This window comes from Pseudomonas hormoni (assembly GCF_018502625.1).
GTDB classification, from domain to species: Bacteria; Pseudomonadota; Gammaproteobacteria; order Pseudomonadales; family Pseudomonadaceae; genus Aquipseudomonas; species Aquipseudomonas hormoni.
In genome coordinates this window covers 446,227-464,788 of the sequence record NZ_CP075566.1, presented here as the reverse complement: position 1 = coordinate 464,788, position 18,562 = coordinate 446,227, and the positions used below count along the sequence as shown (strand labels likewise).

At 59.4% G+C, this 18,562-nt stretch carries 12 protein-coding genes; 6 read left to right on the top strand and 6 right to left on the bottom strand.

What is annotated here, in order from left to right; translation table 11 throughout:
* The first annotated feature begins 2 nt into the window (after positions 1–2).
* From KJF94_RS02080 to cmoB, 3 genes are all read left to right on the top strand, one after another.
* Positions 3–638: a lysoplasmalogenase gene (locus tag KJF94_RS02080; RefSeq protein ID WP_214380840.1), complete on the top strand. Its 636-nt coding sequence runs from the start codon at positions 3–5 to the stop codon at positions 636–638.
* 217 nt (positions 639–855) lie between these two features.
* Positions 856–1,635 carry a carboxy-S-adenosyl-L-methionine synthase CmoA gene (gene cmoA / locus KJF94_RS02075; protein ID WP_214380839.1) on the top strand — a complete coding sequence of 260 codons (780 nt, stop codon included), beginning with the start codon at positions 856–858 and terminating at the stop codon, positions 1,633–1,635.
* Positions 1,632–2,588 carry a tRNA 5-methoxyuridine(34)/uridine 5-oxyacetic acid(34) synthase CmoB gene (cmoB, locus tag KJF94_RS02070; protein WP_214380838.1) on the top strand — a complete coding sequence of 319 codons (957 nt, stop codon included), beginning with the start codon at positions 1,632–1,634 and terminating at the stop codon, positions 2,586–2,588. The genes cmoA and cmoB overlap by 4 nt, the downstream gene beginning before the upstream one ends.
* A gap of 129 nt (positions 2,589–2,717) precedes the next feature.
* Here cmoB and tadA read toward each other — a convergent pair whose 3' ends face one another.
* Both tadA and KJF94_RS02060 read right to left on the bottom strand, forming a co-directional pair.
* On the bottom strand, positions 2,718–3,215 hold the full coding sequence (gene tadA / locus KJF94_RS02065; protein WP_214380837.1) for a tRNA adenosine(34) deaminase TadA: 498 nt from the start codon (positions 3,213–3,215) through the stop codon (positions 2,718–2,720).
* Complete coding sequence (locus tag KJF94_RS02060) at positions 3,215–4,591, bottom strand: multicopper oxidase family protein (RefSeq protein ID WP_214380836.1); 1,377 nt, start codon at positions 4,589–4,591, stop codon at positions 3,215–3,217. Before KJF94_RS02060 ends, tadA begins: the two co-directional genes overlap by 1 nt.
* Before the next feature lie 328 nt (positions 4,592–4,919).
* On the opposite strand from KJF94_RS02060, the gene KJF94_RS02055 reads away from it, so the two are divergent.
* Both KJF94_RS02055 and KJF94_RS02050 read left to right on the top strand, forming a co-directional pair.
* Positions 4,920–7,961 (top strand): membrane-targeted effector domain-containing toxin, encoded by a 3,042-nt coding sequence (locus KJF94_RS02055; RefSeq protein WP_214380835.1) that lies wholly within the window; start codon positions 4,920–4,922, stop codon positions 7,959–7,961.
* A 63-nt stretch (positions 7,962–8,024) separates the two neighbouring features.
* Positions 8,025–12,512 carry a membrane-targeted effector domain-containing toxin gene (locus tag KJF94_RS02050; protein WP_214380834.1) on the top strand — a complete coding sequence of 1,496 codons (4,488 nt, stop codon included), beginning with the start codon at positions 8,025–8,027 and terminating at the stop codon, positions 12,510–12,512.
* An 87-nt stretch (positions 12,513–12,599) separates the two neighbouring features.
* Here KJF94_RS02050 and guaA read toward each other — a convergent pair whose 3' ends face one another.
* The 4 genes from guaA to KJF94_RS02030 all read right to left on the bottom strand — a co-directional run bounded on the left by guaA (position 12,600) and on the right by KJF94_RS02030 (position 17,452).
* Entirely contained in the window at positions 12,600–14,177 is a 1,578-nt protein-coding gene (guaA, locus tag KJF94_RS02045; protein WP_214380833.1) for a glutamine-hydrolyzing GMP synthase, read from the bottom strand.
* Positions 14,178–14,277: 100 nt separating this feature from the next.
* Positions 14,278–15,747 (bottom strand): IMP dehydrogenase, encoded by a 1,470-nt coding sequence (gene guaB / locus KJF94_RS02040; RefSeq protein ID WP_017340298.1) that lies wholly within the window; start codon positions 15,745–15,747, stop codon positions 14,278–14,280.
* A gap of 210 nt (positions 15,748–15,957) precedes the next feature.
* On the bottom strand, positions 15,958–16,506 hold the full coding sequence (locus KJF94_RS02035) for a sugar ABC transporter ATPase (RefSeq protein ID WP_214380832.1): 549 nt from the start codon (positions 16,504–16,506) through the stop codon (positions 15,958–15,960).
* A 178-nt stretch (positions 16,507–16,684) separates the two neighbouring features.
* Positions 16,685–17,452, bottom strand: coding sequence for a sulfite exporter TauE/SafE family protein (locus tag KJF94_RS02030; RefSeq protein ID WP_214380831.1), 768 nt, complete (start codon positions 17,450–17,452; stop codon positions 16,685–16,687).
* A 100-nt stretch (positions 17,453–17,552) separates the two neighbouring features.
* Between KJF94_RS02030 and KJF94_RS02025 the strand changes: the two genes are divergently transcribed.
* Positions 17,553–18,500: a LysR family transcriptional regulator gene (locus tag KJF94_RS02025; protein WP_214380830.1), complete on the top strand. Its 948-nt coding sequence runs from the start codon at positions 17,553–17,555 to the stop codon at positions 18,498–18,500.
* The last annotated feature ends 62 nt before the right edge of the window (positions 18,501–18,562 follow it).

Sequence of the window (18,562 nt, the reverse complement as noted above, 5' to 3'; positions counted from 1 at the left end):
TCGTGGGCTGGCTGATTCTGGCGCTGATGGGCGCGGTGACTTTTCTCTATGGCCTAAGCGTGCATGCTGCGTTGCTTTGCCTGCTGGTCAAGCCGCTACCCGTGCTGGCCTTGCTCGGGTGGCTGCACGACGCGCCGCCCAGCGAGTATCGGCGCTGGATCAGCCTGGGCCTGATTTTTTCCCTGCTGGGCGACGTGCTGCTGGCGTGGCCGGGGGATTTGTTCGTATTCGGCCTCGGGGCGTTTCTGGTTGCCCACCTGGCGTATCTGAAAGCTTATTTGAGTGATTGCCGGCGGTTGGCGGTGTTGCCGTTGATCCTCGCACTGGGCGTCGGCGCGGTGCTGTTGGGGATTTTGATTGCCAATGGTTTAGGCCCGCTGCTGATCCCGGTGATTGTTTACGGCTTGGCCATCAGCGCCATGCTCTGGAGGGCGCTGGCTCGCCTGGGCACCGACGTGACCAAACGCTCGGCGTTGCTGGCGGCGGGCGGTGCGCTGGCGTTTGTGTTTTCCGACAGTGTGATTGGCATCAACCGGTTCGTTGCGCCATTTCATGCCGCGCCTTACGTGATTATCCTCAGTTACTGGTTAGGGCAATGGGGGATCGCCGCGTCGGCGTTCACTCAAAAACCGCGCTGACCTTGTGGCGAGGGAGCTTGCTCCCGCTCGGCTGCGCAGCAGTCGTAAACCCGGATAGTCGGGTGCATCAGTTCAAACTCGGTTGAATGGTTTTGGGGCTGCTGCGCAGCCCAGCGGGAGCAAGCTCCCTCGCCACAACAGCCCTTTCACCACTCAAACTGCATGAGTCCGGCGGTTTATCAGACAACCCGCGCATCCCCGCGCCAAGTTGGCTAAAATGCCGGCCTTTTCCACCTACACCGCTGGAACCGCCGTGAGCAAAGAACCCGATCGCCTTTTCGCCCAGCCTTTGGCCCAGGTGCCCGACTTCGCCTTTAACGAGGACGTGGTGCGGGTGTTCCCGGACATGATCAAGCGCTCGGTGCCAGGTTATCCGACCATCGTTGAAAACCTCGGCGTGCTCGCCGCGCAATTCGCCCAGCCCAACAGCGTGCTCTACGACCTCGGCTCGTCCCTCGGTGCCGTGACTCAGGCATTGCGCCGTCACGTTCGCACCGACGGCTGCCGCGTCATCGCTGTGGATAACTCCGCCGCCATGGTCGAACGCTGCCGCGAATACCTCAACGGTCAGGACTCGATGTTCCAGGAGTTGCTGCCGGTCGAAGTGATTGAAGGCGACATCCTCGCCCTCGATTTCCAGCCTGCCTCTGTCGTGGCGCTGAACTTCACCCTGCAATTCATCGCCCCCGACCAGCGCACTGCGTTGCTCTCGCGCATCCGTCAGTCGCTGTTGCCCGGCGGTGCGTTGATCCTCTCGGAAAAACTGCGTTTCAACGACCCCGAAGAACATGCGCTGCTCACCGACCTGCACGTGGCCTTTAAACGCGCCAACGGCTACAGCGAACTGGAAATCGCCCAGAAGCGCAGCGCCATCGAAAACGTCATGAAGCCCGACAGCCTCGAAGAACATCGCGAGCGCCTGCTGGCCGCCGGGTTCTCGAAAGTCGTGCCGTGGTTCCAGTGTCTTAACTTTGCCTCGTTGATTGCCTTGCCATGATTGATCTGTCCCCCCTCGCCCGCCGTTTGGCCGGCACGCCGCTGGCCGAATGGGCCAACACCCTGCAAGCGCAACTCGACAAGAAAATGGAAAAGGGTCATGGCGACCTGGAGCGCTGGCAAAGTGCGCTGGACGCCTTGCCGAAGATCCAGCCGAGCGAAGTCGATTTGCTCAACGGTCTGACGCTGGACACCGATTGCGACGACGACACCCGCGCACAGATGCGCACCGCGCTGATGGGGTTGTCGCCGTGGCGCAAAGGGCCGTTCGATCTGTTCGGTGTGCATGTCGATACTGAATGGCGCTCCGACTGGAAGTGGTCGCGGGTCGCCCCGCACCTGAATTTAAAGGGCAAACGCATCCTCGATGTCGGCTGCGGTAATGGTTACTACATGTGGCGCATGCTCGGTGCCGGTGCGGACAGCGTGATCGGTGTCGATCCGAACTGGCTTTTTTTCTGCCAGTTTCAGGCAGTGCAGCGCTACTTGTCCGAGCCCAATGCCTGGCACCTGCCTATCCCTTTCGAAGACCTGCCGCCGAATCTGGAAGGGTTCGATACGGTGTTTTCCATGGGCGTGTTTTACCACCGTCGCTCGCCGATCGAGCATTTGCTGGCGCTCAAGGATTGCCTGGTCAAGGGCGGTGAACTGGTGCTGGAGACGCTGGTGATCGAAGGCGATCAGCAGCAGGTGCTGGTGCCGGAAGACCGTTATGCGCAGATGCGTAACGTGTGGTTTTTGCCGTCGGTGCCGGCGCTGGATTTGTGGCTGCGTCGTGCTGGCTTCACTGATGTGAAGTGTGTGGATGTCAGCGTGACCACGGTCGAGGAACAGCGCGGGACGGAATGGATGAAGTATCAGTCGTTGAGTGATTTCCTTGATCCGGACGATCACAGCAAAACGATTGAAGGGCTGCCGGCGCCGATGCGGGCGGTGATCGTGGCCCGCAAGTAACCCCGATTTCCCAAACACCCCATAAACCTGTGGGAGCGGGCTTGCCCGCGATGGCGTCGGCATATCAAACAATGATGTCGGCTGAACCACCGCTATCGCGGGCAAGCCCGCTCCCACAGGGTTCGGTGTTCAGTCTGTTGGCTTGGCTCTTCTGGCCTTGAAGAACTCGCTCAAAACAGCCCCGCATTCTTCCGCCAACACCCCGCCCTCATACAACACCCGATGGTTGAGAAACCCTTGGGTAAAAAACTGCCCCTGACTCTGTACAATCCCCGCTTTCGGCTCCAGCGCGCCATACACCACCCGCGCAATCCGCGAATGCACGATCAGCCCGGCGCACATGCTGCATGGCTCCAGCGTCACGTACAGCGTACTGCCCGGCAGACGATAATTGCTGGCCGCCAACGCCGCGGCACGTATCGCAACCATCTCGGCATGCGCGCTAGGGTCGCTGCCACTGATTGGGCAATTAAACCCACGACCGATGATTTCACCGTCCTGCACCACAACCGCGCCCACCGGCACTTCGCCCAGCGCCGCACCTTGAGCAGCCAGCACCAGGGCTTCGCGCATGAAGTCACGATCACGGCTGCGATCGATGATTGCGGCGGGACGTATCTGACGCATCACGCCACCTCGATGGCGGCCATCAGGCCGGTTTCCATGTGGTCGATCACATGGCAATGGAACATCCACACACCGGGGTTATCCGCCACCAACGCCACTTGTGCGCGCTCGTTCTTGCCCAGCAAATACGTGTCGGTGAAATACGGAATGACCTTGTGCCGGTTCGAAGCAATGACCTTGAAGCTCATGCCGTGCAGGTGAATCGGGTGCTGATACTGAGTCATGTTTTTCAATTCGAAAATGTAGCTCTTGCCCTTCTCAAGCTTGGCAATCGGGCGGTCGGCACAGGTCTTGTCGGTGATGTCCCAGGCCTTGCCGTTGATCTGCCACAGGCTTGGCGGCTTGCCGTTGTCGACGTTCACCGACACCGAGCCGACCCATTCGAAATTGAAGTTCAGTTTCTCGGCATTGGCCAGGTCCGGTTCGGCCACCGGGTTGGCGGGCAGCGCGGGCGGCCATGTGGTCGGCGCGTCGTTGTTGGCCACGGAGCGGAACGTGCCCAAGCGAACCGGGCCGTTGCGCAGGGATAATTCTTCACCGGCCGGCGGAGCCTTGATCGCCAGGCAAATGCGCATGCCCGGGCCGAGCCAGTATTCCTTGCCCAACGGCCGCGGTTCAATGGGGTTGCCGTCCAGCGCGTAGATCTGCGCTTCGACGCCCGGCATGTTGAGGCGGTAGGTCAGCGTGTTGTCGAGGTTGAGCACGCGCACCCTGGTGATCTGCCCGGCAGGCAAGTCGATCACCGCTTGCGAAACGCCATTGATGGTCGACAGGCGCCCCGCCGTGCCGCCGCGGGCCGCTTCGCGAGGAATGCTGAACGCGACGAACGCGCCTTCTTCATCGACGTGCCAGCTCTTGAGGCTCAAGGTTTTTTCGTACTTGAAACCGGTGGGCTCGCGTTCTTCGATGATCAACGGCCCGACCAGCCCCCGACCGAGTTCTTCGCTGCTGTTCACGTGCGGGTGATACCAGTAGCTGCCGGCGTCAGGCACGCGGAATTTGTAGTCGAAGTATTCACCCGGCAATACAGGGAGCTGCGACACGTACGGCACACCGTCCATTTCCAGCGGCAGGCGGATACCGTGCCAGTGAATGGTGGTCGCCACCGGCAGGTGGTTGATGAACCGCACCCGCAACCATTCACCCTGGCGCACACGCAACTCGGTGCCCGGTGCCGACGGGCCGAATGCCCAGGCTTCGGTCTTGTGCCCGGCCACCAGTTCGACGTCCAACGGTGCGGCGATCAGCTCATAGTCGTGGCCCGCATCGGCGTCGGCCATCTTGCCCAGCCAGTACCGCGACGCGCCCCCCGCTCCGACACCAACGACAACAAGACCGGCCAGGCCACTGAGGATTTGGCGACGGGTAAAGGACATGAACTCAACTACCTCACGTATCAGCAACAGGCCCGAGGGCCCGTAAAAGGCGAATACGATACACCTGCGGTTGAGAAACAGTAAGGGTGGCGCGGCGGATGGCCGCAGTCAAAGCATGGCTGGCAGTACCCTGTGGCAAGGGGGATCGGTCAGGGCAGGAGGCCGGTGATTAGATGCACCACCCCATCCTCCAGCGTCTTAACCCCCGGTACGAGCCGGCCCGGCGCTGAACGCAGACCATAAACACCGTAATGCCATACATATGTAGTGCACTTCCCTTGGGCAAATGAGCCATCTTCAGCGGCCGTTTCTCAAGGATGAACAACGCATGAACTCACCCGAAAACCGCCCGCTGCCAAACGCCGCAGACAAAGCAGCCCTCAAGACCATCGCTGCGACCGTCGTGCACTCCTGCCCTAGCCTGCAGGACACGGCGCATCAGGTCGCCAGCGAACTTCTGAAAAAGCAGGGACTTCAGGACATCGATCCAGACCTGGTTTACTTCCATCGATTCAAACTGGCCCAGAGCAGCGCAACATCCTTTACCGGCTGGGAGCACCTGCAGGAAAAACCGTACGAATCCATGACCCTGACGCAACTGGTGGTGCATCGTTTTCGCGCCACTGACCAGGACAATGCCGATCTGCTGGACCTCTACGGCGGTTTCTATACGGCCGGCCCGGATGCTGAGGATTTCAATGAAACCAATGAGGTGCGCCTGCATGGCAACGACGTATTAAAAGCCTTTTGGAAGATCGATTTCAGCGCGCTTTACACCGAAAAACTGACCGCGTTCTGGGACAGGCATTGCGACGATTTCCGCACGTTGGCCAAGTGCAATTTCCTCAGTCACGCCGTCCAGGCGCTGGAGCAAAAGCATCTGTCCGGTGATGACTTTCAACGCGTCATCGACGCTGTCATCGGGCCAGTCTCGTGGCCCGTCAGCCTGAAAATGCTGCAATCGACACACCCGGTGGGCCATGACGTAAGAGCCTTCGATGTCGCGGGTTACGTGGCCACCAACTTGCTGCGAATCATTGATTCCCAAGGCCGGCAAATGCTCTATTTGCCCGGAGACGGCAGCGCGTTCCAGGTGATGGAGACCGAAGCGGCCCTGCATTGGTGGGTACTGGAGCAAATGAACGAAGACGCTCCGCGCCAGGCATTCATGACCCACTTTACCCTGGCGGACCGCCACGCAATTACGGAGAACCTTGGCGATCTCATCAGCCGCCTGGTGGGCACCTGGGGCAAGTCCGACCATCACTTGATCAACCAGAAAAACCAGTGGGTGAGCGGCGATGCGTTTAATTGGTTACAGGATTCGACCCGGAACGCCATGTTCGCAGAGGCCAGCCTGTCGCTAACGTCCAACGGCGATTTACGCAAAAAATTGTGGATCGGCTACCTGAGCGCCGGCCTCAAAGTGTTTGGTCCGTTAGCGGCCGTCGGTTGGCCGGTGGCGCTGCCGGTGATTGGGGCGAGCATTGCCAACATGGGCCTGAACATCGATCAGGCCGTCAACGGCAAAACCGCTGCCGAACGTAAAGAAGGCATTCTCGGCGCGGTCTTGAATGGTATCGACGCCTTGTTCAATGTTCCATTCCTCAGGGGCGCCGGATCGACGCTGGAGGTGGGTGTACAGGTGGAAGCCGCGGAGGCGGCTGAAATGGCCGACCTGACAGAGTCGGCAGCAACGGTCGAGTCACCTGCGCCCACGTCGCTTCCCGTGGAAACACCTTTGCCGATTCCGTCTGAAACCGCAGTCGCTCCCGAAGTACCTGCCAGGTATCAATGCAATGAGCTGCTCGAAGGCCTGACGCCCGATTATGAAACCGGCAAATACCAGGGGATTTACAGGCTCGACGCAGACCCGTCCTACGCCATTCTTATGAATGACAACGCGTATTACGTGCGCTACTTCGCCGATTCAAAAGGTGGCGGTTTCTGGGCGATCATCGACCCGGAGAGGCCCAACCAGTTCGTCCACTCATTGCCGGTGCGCTTGAATGCCCAAGGTGATTGGGGGCGGATGCAGTCATTGAGGCTCAGGGGCGGCGGTCAGTGTGTGGGCAAGGAGTGCGCCGTCGACATTCCCCTTGAAGTGCGCGAACCGCTGCCGCCGGGCCAATCTGCTCCGGAGCAACAGCCTTCGACCTCAAACCCTTTGCGTCTTGTGAACACGGTGTACGACGCTCAGCCATCGCTACGGTCACCATTGAAAAGCTGGGCACTGGATTTGCCCCAGACTCATGTACGGGTGTTCCCCAATGCGATGGGTAACCCGATTGTGCAGGATCCGTACGAACAGTATTTCGCCGGTAAACGCACAGCGTTGCTCACCGCCACTCGAACCTTTTACAGCGAGCTTCCCTGGGCCAACCTGCCTCCGCGTCCGGCGATCCCAGCCATCACGCGTGATATGCCGATCGCCGATCTCATCGAGCGCGTTTTTGAATCAGCCCCCGGTCTGGTGGTGGGGGAAACCCTGGATCGCATCACCAGCATGCGCTTCATGATTGAGAACATGCCGGCACTGGCCAGGCACGCCAAGACAATCTATATGCGCCGCTTGCTCAATGACTTCGCTCAGGTCGAGCTCAACAACTACTTCAGAACAGGGGACATGTCCGACGACCTGAGACGCTATCTGACCCGCCTTGGCACCGACCCGGCCGAACGATTCAATGAGCTGGAACTGGTCAAGGTCGCCAGACAGAACGGCGTACGCATTCAGGCTCTGGATTGCGCGACCCGCTACAAAGTAAAAACCCCGTTCACACCGCCTGAAGAGCAAATGATCGCCAACCACCTCACGGAAGTGATCATGTCCTCGGACTCACTCATCAACGATTCCGGTAAATGGATCGTGTTGACCGGGCCCGAAAACACCAACACGTTCAGGGGGATCGCCGGCATCAGCGAACTGAAGGGCGGCATCGGTTTACGGATAGAAGAGGTCAACCCAGGCGAAGGGACAGCCGTTGATGTTGATCCCGGAATCGATGTGGATCGAGGGCCCCTCCCCAACGGCGGCATGATGCGCGGCACGCATGACACCCTGCTCACCGATCTGCGCCTGCAAATGCCCTCCTCGCCGCGGATTTGGGACCAGCGAGCGCTGCACAACCTGCTGCATCGCCAGGGCATGTATCTGTTCGAGAAAACCGCAGGAAACTACACACTGATCCATCGCAGCGGCTCAGGCATGCTGGTTCGCACGCCGGTGCAACAGTTGGTAACCGACCACTATGTCATCCACCGTCCGGGATGGCCTTTCGTCAACAACGTAGTGTTCGCCAGTGTGCAGCAAATGTCCCGGCAACTGAATGAAATGGGCATGAGCCTGCAGAGCCGTCTCCCAGTCTGAAAACCGAAATGCCAGGGTTTGCTCAGCGTTTCAATGGAGGATTCGCCAGTGCGGATGCAGCAAATGGCTGCATTCGCACTGACAGCGCGTCTTTGTACTACAACGCCGGTTTTCCGATACCACAACCTGAAAGCCCTGGAGCTGACAGATCCTGGCAGCGTCCATCGGCACCATGGCAGTGACGTTCCATCACTGTTCAAGGAAGACACTGTGAACTCTACTGAAAACACTGCACTGCCCGATTCCAGCGACATGCTCGCCCTCAAGGCGCTGGTGCCCGCACTGGTTGAAGCCTGCCCCGACATGTACGAAATGGCCCGAGGGATCGCCAAAGACATTCTCGTCAAACATGGCATCACGACCCTTGAGCCAGAGCAGGTCTACTACCATCGTTTCCACCTTGCCCAAAGCAGTTCGAAAACCTTCACCGGCTGGGAACACCTTTACGAAACGCCCAAGGAAAGCATGACCCTGCCCCAGTTGGTCATTCAGCGCTTCAGTGTTCATGACCAGGACAACGCCGATCTGCTGGACCTCAATGGTGGTTTCTACAGCGTTGGCGCAGATGCCGGCAATTACAACGAAACCAACGAAGTACGCCTGCATGGCAACGAGGTATTGAAAGACTTTTGGGCGATCAATTTCAGCGACCTCTATAAAAACAAAGTCGCATCGTTCTGGAAAAAACACGATAAGACCTACAGGGCCTTGGCCAAGTGCACGTTTCTCGCCAAAGCCATGGAGGACCGGGAAGGCGGCCGTTTGTCCGACGAGAACTTCAAAACCGTAATCAAGGCCGTCGCCAGCAATGTGAGCTGGCCAGTGACCCGCCAGATGCTGGAGTCGGAGGCGCCAGTCAGCAACGGTTTACGCGTGACCCTGTTGAAGGTCGGGGACTTTGTCGCCACCGACATCCTGTGCATCGTCGATGACAATGGTCGCCAGATTCTGTACGTCCCGGGTGAAATCTGGGGGTTTCACTCCCTCGAAACACCCCGCGACGTGCATTGGTGGATCTTGTCCGCCATCAAGGGCTCCTCTGATCGCCAGCGCTTCATGGCGCACTTTCAAGTTGCCGACCACGACATCACTCAAGACGCCCCGACGCGCCAGCAGTCGAAACTGGACTGGCTCGCCCTCGTGAATCCTCTGGCCAAACCGGTCAACAGTCTGGTCTCGCTGATGTTTCGCGAACCGCACATCGAGAATGTCGGACTCACCCATGTACTGGACTTGTTGTTCAACGCCTGGCACGTCAATGACCATCATCTGATCGACCATGCCAGCAGCTCGGTGACCCAGGACGCCTTCACGTTCCTGAGCGATGCGGTGCACGCCCGCATGATCAGTGACAGCAACTACATGCTGTATTCCAACGGCGACTTGCGAAAAAAACTCTGGGTTGGCTACCTCAATGCCTTTGGCCGCATGTTCGGCCCTCTGGCGGCGGTCGGCTGGCCGGTGGCACTGGCAGTGGTCGGGGCCGGCATCGCCAATGTCGGTTTGAACATCGACCAGGCCGTCAATGGGAAGACTCCCGGCGAGCGCAAGGCTGGCGTGACCGGCGCCATTGTTGCGGCCATCGATACCGTGTTCAATGCCACATTTATCAAAGGCAGCGGGCGGTTGCCGGCAATTGCCGAGGCTGAAGCGTTCATCGCGCCCGAAGAGCAACTGAGCGAAAACGCCATCGCCCGCGCCGCGATCCCCAAGCTTGAAGAGATCGTGCCGCAACGCGTATTGCCGCCCGAACCGCAGGACTACCTCGACGCCTTCAAAACAGAGATTACCGAAGCCACCCGCCAGGACTTCGTTGAACAAAAATTGCGCAACATCATTCTGACCCCCTCTGGCAAAACCTATATCTATATGCGTCGCGCAGGCCAGGATGGGTTCTATCAGGTGCGCTACGTCGGGCAAATGAAGCGTTGGGTCATCATCGATCCGGCCAACCCGTACTCGTTTTATCGCAATGTTCCGGTCCGTCAGAACGAAGCGCTGCAATGGGAACCTGTGCCCCGGTCGGAGGCGGGCGCGGGGCTCAGTGGCGGAGGAAAAATCTTCGGCCTCAAGCCTTGGGGGCAGAGCGCTTCCCCCCTGCCAAAGGTAGAAATACCGCCGACGTCCTATGAACTGCCTGAACAGTCAAAAGCGGCCATGACACCGCTTGCCGAGGGACGAACCGAAGCTTTCCCTCTGGATGCCAAAGACGCCAGCGAGCGACCGTTTCATGCTTTCAGGGACTTACGCCGCGGTCTGTACGATGACGCCATCACCTTCTATGCCGACCCGTCTGTACCGCCACGGCCTGCCATCGCGCCCATCAAACCCTCTACATCGAGCAAAGACATTTTCAAACGCCTGCTCGCGGATGCACCCGGCCTGGTGGTTGGCCAAGAGCGCAGCAGCATCAGCGGCCAACAGTTGCTGATCGACAATATGCAGGTGTTGAGCAAGCAGAAGATCAAGACGCTCTATTTGGACCGGCTACTGACCGACATCCATCAAGCGGATCTGGATCTCTTACATGAGTCCGGCAAGATGCCGGAGAGTCTCGAACGCTACCTCACCGAACTCGATGCGACGAGGGGAACCGACCTGACCGGTCGCTATGGCTACATGGATCTGGTCAGAACCGCACAGAAAAACCATATCCGTGTCCAGGCCATCGATTGCATGGCGAGCGCCAGGTTCCCCCGAATGGACCACACAGCTCCCGATAGCACCCAGAAAATGATGAACTACTTTTCTGACACCATCATCAGCATCGATCAAACAGCCAGAGGCGCCCATAAGTGGGTGGCACTCATGGACGAGACGCGGGTCAACACGTTCGATGACGTGGCCGGGCTCAGCGAGCTGACAGGCACGCCGGGGCTGCGTATCGAAGACGTACCTGCCGGAAAAACCGCGGGTATGGAACAGGATCCGGGCAAGAAAATGCTGGATGAGCTGGGTTTTCCGTTGGGCGAAGTCAAAAGCGATTTACGTCTGCGCCTCCATGCCCTGCCACCCGTCACTACAGCTCGCACAGTGGAGCAGGCCCTTCCCGGGAGAGGCATGTTCACGATCCAGGAAGTCAGCGGCAAGCCCCAGCTTTATCACCGCAGTGGCAGTGGCGCCCTGGTTACAACGGACATCCAGAAGGACAAGGGCGGTCTGTTCATCGTCTATCCGCGATGGTCGGCCAGTGGCCGTCACTTCGACAACATCCAGCAATTGAGCGACGCGCTGCAGGAGCAAGGCATGACCCGGATCCGGGTGCGCATCGATGCCCAGACCAAACCGGGCGTGACGCAGATAGAAAGCGAGACTGTGGCCACCCCCGACGGCTCCGTTGCACAGGACCCAGCCTTGCCCGCGCCGAAAACACCGCTGGTGACCTCGCCCTATGACGTCCCACCGAAATGGCGGGCCAATCTGAAAAACGCAGCAGGCGGATTCCAGGACAAGCTGCTGCCGGATAGCGTTGACGTCACTCACAACAACGAAGCCTTCCAGCATTTCAAGGGCATCAGAAAACGCCTCTATGAAGATGCCGCGCGATTTTATGCGGATCCCCAACTTCCGCCGCGCCCCGACATGCCGTCACTGGATCCCCACGTCACCCAGGGGCCCTTTATTCGTATCTTTTTTGAAGAGAGTCAGGGACTGGTCATCGGCGAAAGCCACGCCGGTATCGGCAGCAAGCAGTTTTTGATCGACAACATGCAGGCGTTGGCCGAACAGAGTGTGAAAACCCTGTACATGGAACATCTGCTCACGGATTTCCATCAGGCGGCGCTGGATGCCTTCGCCGAAACGTCGGTGATGCCCAGGGATGTGGAAACTTACCTGACAGGTCTGGACGCCGGCCATCTGACAGATCCGCTGGAGCGATACACCTTTCTCACCCTGGTCCGCGAAGCCAACAAGCACGGCATCCGCATCCAGGCCATCGATAGCATGGCCAGCTATCGGCTGTCGGGCATGAGGGTGAGGGATGCCACAGCGCGGCATAAAATGATGAACTTCCATGCCCGAACCATCATTCGTGCCGATCAGGCAGCGCGGGGTTCCCACAAGTGGATCGCCTTGATGGGCAACTCTCACTCCAATATCTATCAGGGCGTCGCGGGCGTCAGTGAACTGGAAGGTGTCTTCGGGCTGCGGGTCGAAGACGTGGCCGAAGGGCTTTCCAACGGTATCGAGCCTGATCCGGGCATAAACTTTACCAACGACCTGGGCGAGTCTGAAGGCTTCGTCCAAGGCGACCTGCGTTTGCAAGTCGAGACGCCATGGGTTTTGCGTACGTCATCGGAGATCGACACGTTGCTGTCTCGCCCCGGCATGTACACCCTGAAAAGGGAGCCCGGTAACACCCTGATTGTCCATCGCGGTCGCAACAACGTGCTGGTGTCCACGCCCCTCATCAGCGAGTCCGGCCGAGTCTTCATCGAACGGCCCTCCTGGCCCGAGGTCGACGGCAAACGCTTTGAAAGCGTGGCCGCGCTGCTGGAGGCGCTCAAGGAGATGGGGTTGACGCTGGCCGGCTGGTCAAAACCGCTTTAATGGCGGCATGAAAAAAGCCGTGTGAAATCAGATTTCACACGGCTTTTTGGTGTCAGCGGTAATCAAGTCACCCGAACGGGCGAGGGATCACTCCCACTCAATCGTCGCCGGTGGCTTGCTCGACACGTCGTAAGTGACGCGGGAGATGCCTTCGATTTCGTTGATGATCCGGCCGGAAACAGTTTCCAGCAGTTCGTAAGGCAGGTGTGCCCAACGCGCGGTCATGAAGTCGATGGTTTCCACGGCACGCAGGGCAACCACCCAGGCGTAACGACGGCCATCGCCTACAACGCCAACCGATTTCACCGGCTGGAACACCACGAACGCCTGGCTGACCTTGTGGTACCAGTCGGCCTTGCGCAGTTCTTCAATGAAGATGTGGTCGGCGCGACGCAGCAGGTCGGCGTATTCCTTCTTCACTTCACCGAGGATCCGCACGCCCAGGCCCGGGCCCGGGAACGGGTGACGGTAGACCATGTCGTACGGCAGGCCGAGTTCCAGGCCCAGACGACGGACTTCGTCCTTGAACAGTTCGCGCAGGGGTTCAACCAGCTTGAGGTTCATTTCTTCCGGCAGGCCGCCCACGTTGTGGTGCGACTTGATTACGTGAGCCTTGCCGCTTTTCGCGCCAGCCGACTCGATCACGTCCGGGTAGATGGTGCCCTGGGCGAGGTACTTGATGTTGTCCAGTTTGTTGGACTGGGCATCGAAGACGTCGATGAAGGTGCGACCGATGATCTTGCGCTTCTTCTCTGGGTCGCTTTCGCCTGCCAGGTTGTCGAGGAACTGGTCTTCGGCGTTGGCGCGGATCACCTTGACGCCCATGTTCTCGGCGAACATGGCCATCACTTGCTCGCCTTCGTGCAGACGCAGCAGGCCGTTGTCGACAAAGACGCAGGTCAGCTGGTCGCCGATGGCTTTGTGCAGCAGCGCGGCAACGACCGAGGAATCAACGCCGCCGGACAGGCCGAGCAGTACGTTGTCGGTGCCGACCTGGGCGCGAACCTGAGCAATGGCGTCTTCAGCGATTTTCGACGGTGTCCACAACGCTTCGCAGCCGCAGATGTCGAGGATGAAGCGCGAGAGGATGCGACCGCCCTGCTTGGTGTGGGTCACTTCCGGGTGGAACTGCACGCCGTAGTAGCCGCGAGTGTCGTCGAACATGCCGGCGATCGGGCAGCTCGGGGTGCTGGCCAGGATGTGGAATTCCTGCGGCATCTTGGTGACCTTGTCACCGTGGCTCATCCACACGTCGAGGCCGAACAGGCCGTCGGCGTCGATGTGGTCTTCGATGCCGTCGAGCAGGCGGCTCTTGCCGACCACGTCGACACGGGCGTAGCCGAACTCACGCAGTTCGGAACCTTCGACCTTGCCACCCAGCTGTTCAGCCATGGTCTGCATGCCGTAGCAGATACCGAAGACCGGGACGCCCAGGTCAAACACCGCTTGCGGGCAGCGCGGACTGTCGGCTACGTGCACGGACTCGGGGCCGCCGGCGAGAATGACGCCTTTCGGTGCGAATTCGCGAATCGCTTCTTCATCCATATCGAACGGATGCAGTTCGCAGTACACGCCGATTTCACGCACGCGGCGTGCAATCAGCTGGGTGTACTGGGAACCGAAATCGAGGATCAGGATGCGGTGAGCGTGAATGTCGAGGGCCATGATTCAGTCTCGTCTAAGTAATTCAGAAACAGTCGTGATTCAGAAACAACTCGGGGCTGAATAGAACAGCCCCGGGTTACTTAACGTTTTGCTTGAAGCCTCAACCTACGCGGTAGTTTGGCGCTTCTTTGGTGATCTGTACGTCGTGGACGTGGGACTCGGCCATGCCAGCGCCGGTGATCCGCACGAACTCAGGCTTGGTGCGCATTTCTTCGATGTCGGCACTGCCGGTGTAGCCCATCGAGGAACGCAGGCCGCCCATCAGTTGATGGATGATGGCGCTCAGGCTGCCCTTGTAAGGAACACGCCCTTCGATACCTTCCGGTACCAGCTTCTCGGCACCCGCGGAGGAGTCCTGGAAGTAACGGTCGGAGGAACCTTGAGCCTGGGACATGGCGCCCAGCGAACCCATGCCGCGGTAAGCCTTGTACGAACGACCCTGGAACAGTTCGATCTCGCCCGGCGCTTCTTCAGTACCGGCGAACATCGAACCCATCATCACGCAGGAAGCACCGGCAACGATGGCCTTGGACAGGTCACCGGAGAAACGGATGCCGCCGTCGGCGATCAACGGAACGCCAGTGCCTTCAAGGGCAGCGGCAACGTTGGCGATGGCACTGATTTGCGGGACGCCGACACCGGCGACGATACGGGTGGTGCAGATCGAGCCAGGGCCGATACCAACCTTGACTGCGTCAGCGCCGGCTTCGGCCAGGGCCTTGGCGGCAGCGCCGGTGGCGATGTTGCCGCCGATCACCTGCACTTCAGGGAAGTTCTGTTTGACCCAGCGAACGCGGTCGATAACGCCTTTGGAGTGACCGTGTGCGGTGTCGACCACCACCACGTCAACGCCGGCGTTGACCAGGGCAGCGACGCGGTCACCGGTGTCTTTACCGGTGCCGACCGCAGCGCCAACGCGCAGACGACCTTGATCGTCCTTGCTGGCCAGCGGGTAAGCCTTGGCTTTTTCGATGTCTTTGACGGTCATCATGCCTTTGAGGGCAAACTTGTCGTCGACGATCAGGACTTTTTCCAGGCGGTGCTTGTGCAGCAGCTCGCGGACTTCGTTCTTGTTGGCGCCTTCGCGGACGGTGACCAGACGCTCTTTAGGCGTCATCACTTCACGTACGGTGGCTTCCAGACGGGTTTCGAAGCGCACGTCACGGGAAGTGACGATGCCGACCAGGTCACCATCGTGCAGTACCGGGACGCCGGAGATATTGTGCATGCGGGTCAGTTCGAACAGATCACGAACCGTGGCGTCAGCCTCGATGGTGATCGGGTCCTTGACCACGCCGGCTTCGAACTTCTTGACCTTACGCACTTCGGCAGCTTGCTGCTCGATGGTCATGTTCTTGTGGATGATACCGATGCCACCTTCCTGAGCCATGGCAATTGCCAGACGGGCTTCAGTTACGGTGTCCATGGCGGCAGAAACCAGAGGAATATTCAGCTCGATGCCACGGGTTAGGCGGGTCTTGAGACTGACTTCGTTAGGAAGCACCTCGGAATAACCGGGCACTAGGAGAATGTCGTCGAATGTCAGAGCTTCTTGGCTGATACGCAGCATCGCGGGGGCTCCCGAGCGGGAAAATGGAAGCGCGCCATTATAGTCAGACACCCCCTCGGGTTCAATGTAAAACTCTGTCTATTATCGATGCGGTGATCGACGGGGGTTTTGCCGCATAAATCCCGTAGGAGCGAGGCTTGCCCGCGAAGGCGCCATCAGTGGCGCTAAAAGCTTCGCGGGCAAGCCTCGCTCCTACAGTTTCGGTTTCGGTTACAGTTCGACTTTGACCCAACTGACAGGCTGATCCAGCCAATCGGCGAACTCATCGATAAAGCTCTGCTTGAACCCGGCCTCGGCCCAGTTGTTGAAAATGAATCCCAGGTTGGAAAAGCCGCATTCCTGCAGGAAAAGAAAGCCGTTGATGTCGTCTTCATGCCCGCATTCCGGGCAGGTGAAGTTATCGGTACGCCCCGGCATCCAGTCCTCCAGGCTTTCGAACAGCGCTTCACCGATTTCCTTGCGGCACTCGGCGCAGCCCGCCTCTTCAAGGAAACCCTTGGCCGGCGTGTAGATGCAGCGCTTGGTGATGATCTCTAGGCCATTGATCGGCTCGCCGAATGGCAGCGCTTGCGGGTGCAGGACCACGGCACGGGCACCGTCGGCGATCGCGTGGCCCATGCGGTTGCCGGTGCGGCCGCAAGTGGTCAGCTCTTCCTTGATGATGTTCTTGCGCACCAGCCAGCGCACGACCGCCCGGGCCCGGGGTTCGTGCACCGGCAGCGTGGAGATTTTCGGGACGATGATGCTTTGGGAATTCATGGTGAAAGCCTACTGCGTCAAATGGATGTTTCTGTGCCGTGCCGATTGGCGCCTTCGCGGGCAAGCCTCGCTCCTACAGGATTCGTGTGATTTCATGATCACTGCCAATTCTGTAGGAGCGAGGCTTGCCCGCGAAGGCGTCGGAGCGGCGGGCAGCTTAATCCCTGACGAAATCCGGTCAAGTACTCAAATACCGCCCGATCAACGCAATCCCGCTGGCCAGCACCAACCAGGTCACCAGCCGCACAAACGCCTCGCGGGACAATCTCATTGTCAGTCGCCGACCGACCCACAGCCCCAACGCCATGGCCGGCAACAAACAAAGCGCCAATATCAACAAGGGTAGCTCGGCATACACACCCGCGACAGCAAACAGGCTCAGGCGCACCACGGTGCTGCAACTGATCAGTGCACTCTGGGTCGCCCGCGCCGCGTCTTTCGGTAACCGACTGTTCAAATAGATCGCATATAAAAAGCCGCCACTGCCAAACAGCGCTCCGAACATCCCGCCGACCGTGCCCATCGGCACCGCCCAACCTGCCGACAACTGCGTCGGACGGGTTTTGACCCACAGGCTGTAAACCGCATAGGCGCTGATAAACAGCCCCATCAACAGCAGCAACAGGTCGGACTTCAGGTTCAGCAGAAAGATCACCCCCAACGTACAGCCCACCGCCATGCACGGCAGCAGCCGCACCAGTTCCGGCTTGGCCACATCGCGCCGCGAGGGCAGCAGATTGCCGAATGCCGCCACAAAATCCAGCAGTACCAGCAACGGCACGATCTTCGACAGCGGCATGAACAGAATCAGAATCGGCCCGGCCACCAGCGCGGTGCCGAACCCGGCGATGCCAAACACGATATAGGCCAGGGCGATGCCCAACCCGATCACCAGCCAATCCGTCGCACCGAATGGCCATTGGTGCAACAACTCAAGTACGTTCATCTGCACGCCTTCATTAAATACCTGTGACGACTTTAGCCAGCGCCGAGTGTTGCGACTAATATCTTCAAGGCCCCTTTCTCATCTCAAAAAGGCATGCCTCGTGCTTTCAACCCGTCAATTGCGTTACTTCGTGGAAATCGCCGAGTGCGGGAGTTTCAGCGCCGCAGCCGAACGACTGTTCATTGCTCAGTCGGCCCTGAGCCGGCAAATCAAGGACATGGAAACCCGCCTCCAAACGCCGTTGTTCGAGCGCACTGCACGCCTGCCCCGACTGACGGCCGCCGGTGAAGCCTTCCTGCCCCGGGCCAGAAACCTGCTGAGCGAACTGACCAAAGCCAGTGAGATGGCCACCCAGGTCGGCAATGGAGAACTCGGCACCTTGCGCCTCAGCCATTCCAGCACCGTGCCCATGAGTGGCCGCCTGCTCCGGGGCATCAGCGACTATCTGAGCCAGCATGTCGGCGTGTCCATGGACATCGCCAAGCTGTCCTCCGAAGCGCAACTTGAAGCGCTGGCCGACAACCGGCTTGATGTCGGACTGCTGCGCCTGCCGGTGTTGCGCCAACGTGAAGGCGTGCAGATTGTTCCTTTGTATAGCGAACGATTGCTCCTGGCCGTTCCGCCCAATCATCGGCTGGCTGTGGATAAGTCCGCTCAAGGCATCGATCTGGCGCAACTGAAGGATGAGGCGTTTATCTCCATTCCTCATCCTCAGCGTGGCGGGTTGAGCTATCTGTCCGCCGAGCTGTGCATGCGTCAGGGTTTCTTTCCAAAAGCGGCCCGAGTGGTGTCGCGCAAAACCACACAACTGCAATTGATCCAGGCCGGATTCGGCATCGCCCTGCTGCCGGAGTCGATGCAGGACATCGCGCCGCCCGACATTCATTTCCTGCCCCTGGCCGACCTGGATTGCCACAGCACCGTCGCCCTCGCCTGCCGGCAGAATCCCGCGGCACTGGTCCAACAATTCATCAACACCTGCACCGTTCACTGTGGGAGCGAGCCTGCTCGCGATGGCGGCGGGACATTAAACATTGATGGCGACTGACATACCGCTATCAGGCTCCCTCCCACAGGGGATTTTCGCCGGATCATAGAGATTGTTCGCCG

Coding starts and splice junctions, on each gene's coding strand:
- guaB (WP_017340298.1), bottom strand. CDS start 15,747: ATGCTGCGTATCAGCCAAGAAGCTCTGACATTCGACGACATTCTCCTA.
- guaA (WP_214380833.1), bottom strand. CDS start 14,177: ATGGCCCTCGACATTCACGCTCACCGCATCCTGATCCTCGATTTCGGT.
- KJF94_RS02050 (WP_214380834.1), top strand. CDS start 8,025: ATGGCTGCATTCGCACTGACAGCGCGTCTTTGTACTACAACGCCGGTT.
- KJF94_RS02035 (WP_214380832.1), bottom strand. CDS start 16,506: ATGAATTCCCAAAGCATCATCGTCCCGAAAATCTCCACGCTGCCGGTG.
- KJF94_RS02060 (WP_214380836.1), bottom strand. CDS start 4,591: ATGTCCTTTACCCGTCGCCAAATCCTCAGTGGCCTGGCCGGTCTTGTT.
- cmoB (WP_214380838.1), top strand. CDS start 1,632: ATGATTGATCTGTCCCCCCTCGCCCGCCGTTTGGCCGGCACGCCGCTG.
- tadA (WP_214380837.1), bottom strand. CDS start 3,215: ATGCGTCAGATACGTCCCGCCGCAATCATCGATCGCAGCCGTGATCGT.
- KJF94_RS02055 (WP_214380835.1), top strand. CDS start 4,920: ATGAACTCACCCGAAAACCGCCCGCTGCCAAACGCCGCAGACAAAGCA.
- KJF94_RS02030 (WP_214380831.1), bottom strand. CDS start 17,452: ATGAACGTACTTGAGTTGTTGCACCAATGGCCATTCGGTGCGACGGAT.
- cmoA (WP_214380839.1), top strand. CDS start 856: ATGCCGGCCTTTTCCACCTACACCGCTGGAACCGCCGTGAGCAAAGAA.